Annotated in this window: 2 protein-coding genes; both read left to right on the top strand. The window is 65.3% G+C overall.

All coding sequences use genetic code 11. The features are described from left to right. Window positions 1-931: MFS transporter (locus tag LQV45_RS34490; RefSeq protein ID WP_230012393.1), on the top strand; the 931-nt coding region annotated here is incomplete at its 5' end. After that, window positions 928-1144, top strand: a 217-nt coding sequence (locus LQV45_RS34485; RefSeq protein WP_253074604.1) for a thiamine pyrophosphate-binding protein, incomplete at its 3' end; no start/stop codon positions are given. The genes LQV45_RS34490 and LQV45_RS34485, both read left to right, overlap by 4 nt.

The following is a 1144-nucleotide window of genomic DNA, read 5'->3' as shown; positions in this document are numbered from 1 at the left end:
GCGCATCCTGCAGGGCCTCGCCGTCGGCGGCGAGTGGAGCGGCTCGGTGATCATCGCAGTCGAAAACGCCCCGGTTGCCAAGCGCGCCCGCTACGCTGCCCTCCCGCAGCTCGGCTCGCCTATCGGCACCATCCTGTCCTCCGGCGGCTTCCTCGGAATGCTCTACCTGGTGGGCCAAGCCAACTTCGATGCCTGGGGCTGGCGCATCCCGTTCATCGCGGCGATCCCGCTGCTGGCCATCTCGATGTGGATCCGCAGCAAACTCAGCGAGTCCCCGGAATTCGAAGCCCTCATGGAGTCCGGCGAGACCGAGCACGCCCCCATCCGCGGCGTCCTGACGAAGAGCTGGCGCCAGATCCTGGTGGGCATGTGCTCGGCGCTGCTGGGCATCGGCGGCTTCTACCTCATCACCAGCTTCGTAGTCTTCTACGGCACCAAGGTGCTCAAGATGCCCTACGAAACCTTGCTTCTCGGCTCGCTCCTCGCGGCCGTCTTCGAAATCTTCGCCCTGATCTGGGCCGGCCGCATGGGCGAGAAATACGGCGCCAGCAAGGTCATCCTCTGGGGCGGCATCGCCTCCGCCGTCATCGCCGTGCCGGTCTTCCTGGCCATCGACACCGCCAACCCCGCCCTGGTCATCATCGCCATGATCATCGGCGTGTGCACCCTGTCCATCCCTTACGCGGTGTCCGGAACGGCCCTGACCGCACTCTTCGCCACAAAGGTCCGGTACACCGGCGTCGCCATCACCTCCAACAGCGCCGGCGTCATCTCCGGCTTCGTGCCGCTGATCGCCACCGCCCTCGTGGCCGCCAATGGCAACTCGTTCTGGCCCGGCGCCATCATCTTGCTGGTGGTGTCCGTATTGACCGCGCTGTCCGGCATTTTCCTCCCCGCACTGAGTATCGAAGAAAAGGGAATGAAGCATTGAGTACAACAACCACCGCCGGGCACCTGATTGTTGCCCAGCTGGAACGAGCCGGTATCCAGCGCGTCTACGGTGTTCCCGGGGAGAGTTTCCTGGATGTGCTGGACGGCCTGCACGGATCCTCCATTGAAACCGTGGTGACCCGCCACGAAGGCGGCGCCGGGTTCATGGCCCTCGCCGAAGGCCGGCTCTCGGAGCTCCCGGGCGTGGCTATGG

The sequence above is a fragment of the Microbacterium sp. Bi128 genome (assembly GCF_918698205.1).
This window is presented reverse-complemented; position numbering and strand designations above follow the sequence as displayed.